This is a genomic window from Streptomyces sp. NPDC005393 (genome assembly GCF_040606675.1).
In the GTDB taxonomy this organism is placed as follows: Bacteria; Actinomycetota; Actinomycetes; order Streptomycetales; family Streptomycetaceae; genus Streptomyces.
The window spans coordinates 82,120-89,286 of sequence record NZ_JBEXFG010000009.1 but is presented as its reverse complement, the minus strand read 5'-3'; the positions used below and the strand labels follow the sequence as shown (position 1 = coordinate 89,286).

The following is a 7,167-nucleotide window of genomic DNA, read 5'->3' as shown; positions in this document are numbered from 1 at the left end:
GCCGAAGGGGCGCACCGCTGCCGAGCCTCGGGTAGTCGGCGAGTGAGCCGAAGGGGCGCGCCGCTGTCGAAAGGGAGAGCGCGCGGAGGCCCCGAGGAACGAGGGGCCGAGCACGGTCGACCGTCGACAGGGGCTTTAGCGCCCCGGAGGCGAACCGAGCCCTACCAAGTAGGGGGGCTGGCGATGGAGCGTGCCACGACCTCGTCCAGCATGCGCGCGGTGGTCTCCACGTCATACGTGGAGTTGTCGATGATCGGCAGCCCGGAGCCGTACCACCCGGCCATCCGGCCGTGGATCCGCGCCACCTCCTCGTCGCTGAGGCGGCGGTTGCCGCAGCGGGCCGCGTTCCGCTCCAGGACGATCTCCAGACCGGGCAGCACCACCACGGGCAGCAGACCGGGGCCGACATGGCGCTTCCAGCCGCCGAGCCCGACGACCGGGCGGTCCGGGAAGACCGCGTCGTCGAGGATGCAGGAGATCCCGTTGGCCAGGAAGTTACGGGCGGCGAAGCCGCAGGTGCGGCGGGCGAGACGATACTGCGCCTCGGAGTTCTCGTTCCATCCCGACTGGGGGTTGGCGAAACCGGACCTGACCCATTCGCGCACATCGTCCAGGCTGATGTGCGCGGTCGGCACCCGTCGGCGGTCGGCCCAGTGGCGGGCGACCGTCGTCTTGCCCGCCCCGGCCGGTCCGATCAGCAGCACCGCCACCGCCGCCTGCGAGGCGTCGGCCACCGCCGGGTCCGCCGGAGGGTGCGGGAGGGGCACGGGGCCGCCGGGCGGCAGCTGGATATGGCCGGTGGAGTTCACGGGCTCGACCGGCGCGCCGGGGTGCGGCGGGGGCGCGGGCGGGGCCGGGTGGGCCGGCGCCTGATGCGGAGGGGGAGCCGGATGCCCGGGCACCAGGGGCGCGGGCGGGGCGGGGGGATTCGGGTGAGGGCCGGGGTGATGGCTCGCGCCCTGGGCCCAGCCTGCGCCCTGCGGCCCGGGTCCCTGCCCGGGCCGGTGGGGCGGTGGCAGCGGAGCTCCCACTGCGTGCTGCATCCGGTGGCACTCCGTCTCGTACAGCAGTTCTCGACTGACAACTGACGCGTGATGACGCGGCGGTGAGGCCGCTCCTACCGAACGGTACCTGCCCCGACCGCCGCTGTGTGAACGCCCGGCAAACCCGATGAGTGCCCGGCGCGCCCCGTCAGCCAGGCAATTCGTGTGCCGGTGCCCGCAAGTGCGAGGCGAAACCGCCGATTCCGGAGCCCGCGGCGGTGCCGCGGGCTCCGGCACGCGATGACGGAGTTGTGACGTGTCAGGCGGAGATCTCCCCGTACGCCGCGAGCAGCACCGCCGGGTCCGGGGCCTCCAGCACGGTGGGCTTGGCCAGACCGTCGAGGACGATGAAGCGCAGCAGGTCACCGCGGGACTTCTTGTCGACCTTCATGGTCTCCAGCAGCTTGGGCCACTGGTCGCCGCGGTAGGTGAGCGGCAGGCCGACCGCCTCCAGGACGGTGCGGTGCCGGTCGGCCGTGGCGTCGTCCAAGCGGCCCGCTAGGCGGCCCAGTTCGGCGGCGAAGACCATGCCGACGGAGACGGCCGCGCCATGCCGCCAGTTGTAGCGCTCGTTCTTCTCGATGGCGTGCGCGAGCGTATGGCCGTAGTTGAGGATCTCGCGCAGCCCCGACTCCTTGAGGTCGCTGGAGACGACCTCCGCCTTGACCCGGATCGACCGCTCGATGAGCTCGGCGGCGTACGGGCCGGTGGGCGTGCGGGCACCGGCCGGGTCCCGCTCGATCAGCTCCAGGATCTCCGGGTCGGCGATGAAGCCCGCCTTGATGACCTCGGCGAGCCCGCTGACGTAGTCGTTGACCGGCAGCGAGTCCAGCGCGCCCAGGTCGCACAGCACCCCGGCCGGGGGGTGGAAGGCGCCGACGAGGTTCTTGCCCTCGGCGGTGTTGATACCGGTCTTGCCGCCGACCGCCGCGTCGACCATGCCGAGCACGGTCGTCGGAACGGCGATCCAGCGCACCCCGCGCAGCCAGGTCGCGGCCACGAACCCCGCGACGTCGGTGGTGGCGCCGCCGCCGACGCCGACGATCACATCGGTGCGGGTGAAGCCGGTCTGGCCGAGCGCCTTCCAGCAGTACGCGGCGACCTCGGCGGTCTTGGCCTCCTCCGCGTTCGGCAGCTGGATCGCGATGGCCTCGTAGCCCTGGTCGGCGAGGTCCTGGCGGACGGCCTCACCGGTCTCGGCCAGCGCCTCGGGGTGCAGTACGGCGACGCGCTTGGCAGCGCCCCCGATCAGCCCGGGGAGCTCGCCGAGCAGCTGCCGGCCGACCAGGACCTCGTACGGATCGGTGCCCGCGGTGCCTCCGACCTGGATGCGCGTGGGGGTGTCGGTGGTCATGCGTTCTTCAACTCCAGTGCGTCCAGGACGGCGTCGGCGACGTCTTCGGGGGTGCGGCCCTCGGTCGACACCACGGCGCGGGCGACCTCGGTGTACAGCGGGCGGCGCTGCTCCATCAGCTCGCGCCAGCGCTGACGCGGGTTGACGGCGAGCAGCGGGCGCGGGGCGTCGAGCCCGGTGCGCTTGACGGCCTCGGCGACGCCCATCTCCAGGAAGGCGACCGGCAGGTCGGCGAGCAGCGCGCGGGTGCCCTCGTCCATGATCGCGCCGCCGCCCAGCGCGAGGACGCCCGTGTGCTCGGCGACGGCGTCCCGCACGGCCTGCCGTTCCAGCTCGCGGAAGTACGGCTCGCCCTCGTCGATGAAGATCTCCGAGATCGGCTTGCCCGCCGTCTCGACGATATCGGTGTCGGTGTCGCGGAAGGTGGTGTCGAGCCGGTCGGCGAGCACCCGTCCGACGGTGGTCTTCCCCACGCCCATGGGCCCGACGAGCACCACGGCGGGCCCCTTCGTACCGCTCAGCCCCGCCGAATCGTTCGCTTCTCCGCCCGCTCGGCGAACCAGCGCGTCGTCGTGTGCCTGCCGCTCGGCAGCCTCGCGTGCGTCGCTCACCGGATGACCAGGTTCTCGAGGAAGCTCCGCACATTGCGGCGGGTCTCGGCGACCGAGTCGCCGCCGAACTTCTCCGCGACCGCGTCCGCGAGGACCAGCGCGACCATCGCCTCGGCGACGATGCCCGCCGCCGGGACGGCGCATACGTCCGAGCGCTGGTGGTGGGCCTTGGTCGGCTCCCCGGTGGTCACATCGATCGTGGCCAGCGCGCGCGGCACGGTCGCGATCGGCTTCATCGCGGCCCGTACGCGCAGCAGCTCGCCGGTCGTCAGCCCGCCCTCGGTGCCCCCGGAGCGGCCCGAGGAGCGCTTGAGGCCCTCGTCCGTCGGCAGGATCTCGTCATGCGCCTGGGAACCGGGTACCCGGGCGAGGTCGAAGCCGTCCCCGACCTCGACGCCCTTGATGGCCTGGATGCCCATCAGCGCGGCGGCCAGCCGCGCGTCCAGCCGCCGGTCCCAGTGCACATGCGAGCCGAGCCCCACCGGCACGCCGTACGCGAGCACCTCGACGACGCCGCCGAGCGTGTCGCCCTCCTTGTGGGCCTGGTCGATCTCGGCGACCATCGCCTTGCTCGCATCGCTGTCGAGGCAGCGCACCGGGTCGGCGTCGAGCCGCTCGACGTCGGACGGCTTCGGGTAGACGCCGTACGGTGCCTTCGCGGCGGCCAGCTCCACGACATGGGAGACGATCTCGATCCCGGCCGTCTCCTTGAGGTAGGAGCGGGCGACCGCGCCGAGCGCGACGCGGGCGGCGGTCTCCCGGGCGCTGGCGCGCTCCAGGATCGGCCGGGCCTCGTCGAAACCATACTTTTGCATGCCCGCGAGGTCCGCGTGGCCGGGGCGGGGGCGGGTGAGCGGTGCGTTACGGGCCAGTCCGGCGAGGATCTCGGGGTCCACCGGGTCGGCCGCCATGACCTCTTCCCACTTCGGCCACTCGGTGTTGCCGACCATGATCGCGACCGGGGAGCCGATGGTCAGTCCGTGCCGGACGCCACCGATGAAGGTGACCTCGTCGCGCTCGAACTTCATCCGGGCACCGCGGCCATAGCCGAGCCGCCGTCGCGCGAGGGCGTCCGCCACCATGTCGGTGGTGATCGGCACGCCGGCGGGCAGCCCCTCCAGCGTCGCCACGAGTGCGGGGCCGTGCGACTCCCCCGCGGTCAGCCAGCGCAACCTGCTCAACGGTGCTCCCTCATGCTCGCGCCTCGACGTCGTCCGGCGCGGCCGGGTACGCGCGACCCCGGCCCGCCACCTCCGATCCTCCCACGTCCGGGGCTTGTCTCAGCTCCCGGTCCATGGGATGGACCCTTCGCGAGGGATCGGCGAGGGATCGGCGAGGGATCGGCGAGGGATCGGCGAGGGATCGGCGAGGGATCGGCGAGCGGTCAGCGAGAGATCAGGAGAGGCGGCGAGCGGTCAGATGAGGCGGCGAGAGATCAGGAGAGGCGCGAGGGGTCAGCGGGCGGCCAGGGCGGCCTCGCCCGCCTCGCGCATCGCGGCCAGCGGTGCGGGAGCGCGGCCCGTCATCCGCTCGACCTGGAGCACCGCCTGGTGGACGAGCAGGTCGAGGCCGCCGACGACCGCGCCGCCGCGGGCCGACCAGGCGGCGGCGAGCGCCGTCGGCCAGGGGTCGTAGAGGACGTCGAAGAGCGCGCCGGGGCGCTCCGGTACGGCCGCGGCGAGCGCGTCCGTCGTGCCCGCCGGGGTCGTGGCGATCACCAGCGGGGCGCGGAACGCCTCGGCCGCGTCGCTCCAGTCCGCGGTGCGGACCGCGACGCCCAGCCGCTCGCCCCACTGCCGCATCTCGGCGGCGCGCGCGTCGCTGCGGACGTACGCGGTGACCTCTCCGGCGCAGATCCGGGAGAGCGCGGCCAGGGCCGAGGAGGCCGTGGCGCCGGCGCCCAGCACGGCGGCGCGCTCCACGCGCTCGACGCCGCGCTCACGAAGCGCCGCGAGCATGCCCGGGATATCCGTGTTGTCGCCGATCCGGCCGCCGTCCTCGGTGAAGACGACCGTGTTGACGGCCTCGACCGAGGCCGCCGTATCGGTGATCCGGTCCAGCAGCGGAATGACGGCTCGCTTGAGCGGCATGGTCAGGGAGAGACCCGCCCAGGCCGGTCCACCGGCCTCGTCGAGCCGCTTGAAGAAGCCTGGCAGGGCGGCCTCGTCGACCTCGAAACGGTCGTACGTCCACCCGCGAAGGCCCAGCTGTTCATACGCGGCGCGGTGCAGCACCGGCGACAGGGAGTGGGCGATCGGCGAACCGAGCACCGCCGCCCTGCGGTTTTCCGACATTCTTTCCTCAGCCGTTCGTGCGCTGCTTATTGAACTTGTCGACCCACTTCTGGTGTTCCGTGTAGGTCTTCGAGAAATGACTCGTCTTGCCGTCGAGCGAGATGAAGTAGTACCACCCGTCGTTGGTGGGGTTCATCGCCGCCTTCAGCGCGTCCTCGCCCGGATTTCCGATCGGACCGGGGGGCAGCCCCTTGTAGAAGTACGTGTTGTACGGGTTGTTGTACTTCTTTATCGAATTGATCGGGATATCGATCTTGCTCTGGTTCTTGACGTAGTTGTACGTGGAGTCGAATTCCAGCTTGCCGTTGGTCTGGGTGTTCCCGGGCTCGAGCCGGTTGTAGACGACCTCGGACATCTTGCGGAAGTCGTCATGGGTGACGCCCTCCGCCTGGACCAGGCTGGCCACGGTGATCAGCTGGAGCGGAGTCTTCAGGCCCAGCTCCTTGGCCTTGCCCTCCAGGTCCTGCTTCGCGTAGTTCTGCTTGGCGAGGGCGACCATCTTCCGCAGGACGTCCTGAGGCTTGGCACCCTTGCCCACGCTGTAGCGGGACGGGTAGAGGAATCCTTCCAGCGGATCCTTGATCTTGGTGTTGTCATCGGCCCACGACGGCAGCCCGAGGTTCTTGGCCTCCTTCTTGGCGACGCCCGCGGTGGTCCCCGCCTTCAGGCCGATCTTCTTGTCCATCGCCGCGTAGATCGCCGCATCGCGCATGCCCTCGGTGACGGTCAGGCCATTGCTGCTGGCGGGGTCGAGCATCAGCTTGACCGCTGCCGCGCCGGACATCTCCTTGCGGAGGCTGTAGGAGCCCGGCTGGACGAACTTGCCGCTGTCCTCCACGGCCTGCACAAACGCACCGCTGCTCTTGACCACACCCTTCTCGGCGAGGATGGTGCCGATCTCGGCGTTGCCCGAACCGCCGGGGATCTCCACCTCGACCTGACCGGTGCCCTTGCCCGCGTAGTCCGGCGCGGGGCCGAAGCGGGTCTGCCAGAAGTCGTACGCGTAGTAGCCGCCTCCGCCGACGGCACCCACCAGGACGACGGTGACGAAGAGACAGGCGACACCGCTGCGGCGCTTGGGCTTCTTGCCCTGCTTGCCGCCGCGGTCGTCGTCGTCCTCGTCGTCGTCCGGCGTGATCCGGCCGCCGGGGCCGCCGCCGTCCAGGAAGAAGGGGTGGTCCTCCTCGTCCTGGTCGGTCTGCTGAGCGGCGGGCTCCTGAAGGTCCTGAGCCTCCTGGGGGTGCCGCGCCTGCCGCGGCACCTGGTGCTCCTGAGGCACCACGGGCATCGGCTGCGTCTGCTGCGGCGCCGACGCCTGCTGCGGCACCTGCTGTTGCCCCTGGTAGCCCTGAGCGGCGTAGTAGTCGCCTTGACCGCTCTGCACGCCCTGTCCACCGCCGTAGGGGTCGTGCGGGTCTATGCCCCCGTACGAACCGTCCCAGCCCCCGCCCGCGTACTCCTGCTGCGGATAGCCGCCGTCCTGGCCGTTCCACTGAGGCTGCTGCTGGTACTGCTGAGGCTGCTGCTGGTACTGGTGGGGGTCCTGCTGGTACTGGTGGGGGTCCTGCTGGTACTGGTGGGGGTCCTGCTGGTACCCGTGCGGATACTGCTGGTGCCCGTAGGGATCCTGCCCGTAGGCACCCTGGCCGCCGTTGGGGTCCTGTGCGTAGGGGTCCTGACCGGCCACTGCCTGGTGCCCGCCCCAGCCCTGGTCCCCGTACAGCGGGTCGTCGGGATGCCACGGTTGGGAGCCGGGTCCCCGGCCGTACTCAGTCATCGAACCCCTAGCGACGGAGGTGGCGGCCGTGCGGTGTGCTCGTGGCACGGGGGGACGGCGCTGCCATGTCGCGCGGAACGTTACCGTA

General features: G+C 71.5%; 6 protein-coding genes. All 6 read right to left on the bottom strand.

The genetic code is table 11. The annotated features are described in order from the left end of the window. Positions 1–161: 161 nt before the first annotated feature. Positions 162–1,043, bottom strand: a complete 882-nt coding sequence (locus ABZS71_RS11265) for a Pro-rich N-terminal domain-containing protein (RefSeq protein ID WP_356208962.1) — start codon at positions 1,041–1,043, stop codon at positions 162–164. 259 nt (positions 1,044–1,302) lie between these two features. Then, the gene (aroB, locus tag ABZS71_RS11260) at positions 1,303–2,397 is read right to left on the bottom strand and encodes a 3-dehydroquinate synthase (protein WP_355855268.1); all 1,095 of its coding nucleotides are present in this window, start codon (positions 2,395–2,397) and stop codon (positions 1,303–1,305) included. Continuing rightward, a complete protein-coding gene (locus ABZS71_RS11255; protein WP_356208960.1) occupies positions 2,394–3,008 on the bottom strand; it encodes a shikimate kinase in 615 nt (204 codons plus the stop codon). The genes aroB and ABZS71_RS11255 overlap by 4 nt, the downstream gene beginning before the upstream one ends. Continuing rightward, complete coding sequence (gene aroC / locus ABZS71_RS11250) at positions 3,005–4,189, bottom strand: chorismate synthase (protein ID WP_356208959.1); 1,185 nt, start codon at positions 4,187–4,189, stop codon at positions 3,005–3,007. Before aroC ends, ABZS71_RS11255 begins: the two co-directional genes overlap by 4 nt. Positions 4,190–4,462: 273 nt before the next feature. Next, positions 4,463–5,302: a shikimate dehydrogenase gene (locus ABZS71_RS11245; RefSeq protein ID WP_356208957.1), complete on the bottom strand. Its 840-nt coding sequence runs from the start codon at positions 5,300–5,302 to the stop codon at positions 4,463–4,465. A gap of 7 nt (positions 5,303–5,309) precedes the next feature. Continuing rightward, positions 5,310–7,079, bottom strand: a complete 1,770-nt coding sequence (gene mltG / locus ABZS71_RS11240; protein ID WP_356208955.1) for an endolytic transglycosylase MltG — start codon at positions 7,077–7,079, stop codon at positions 5,310–5,312. Positions 7,080–7,167 lie beyond the last annotated feature (88 nt).

Excerpts from the sequence above, each read along its gene's own strand:
- ABZS71_RS11245 (WP_356208957.1), bottom strand. The coding sequence starts at position 5,302 with ATGTCGGAAAACCGCAGGGCGGCGGTGCTCGGTTCGCCGATCGCCCAC.
- ABZS71_RS11265 (WP_356208962.1), bottom strand. The coding sequence starts at position 1,043 with ATGCAGCACGCAGTGGGAGCTCCGCTGCCACCGCCCCACCGGCCCGGG.
- aroB (WP_355855268.1), bottom strand. The coding sequence starts at position 2,397 with ATGACCACCGACACCCCCACGCGCATCCAGGTCGGAGGCACCGCGGGC.
- mltG (WP_356208955.1), bottom strand. The coding sequence starts at position 7,079 with ATGACTGAGTACGGCCGGGGACCCGGCTCCCAACCGTGGCATCCCGAC.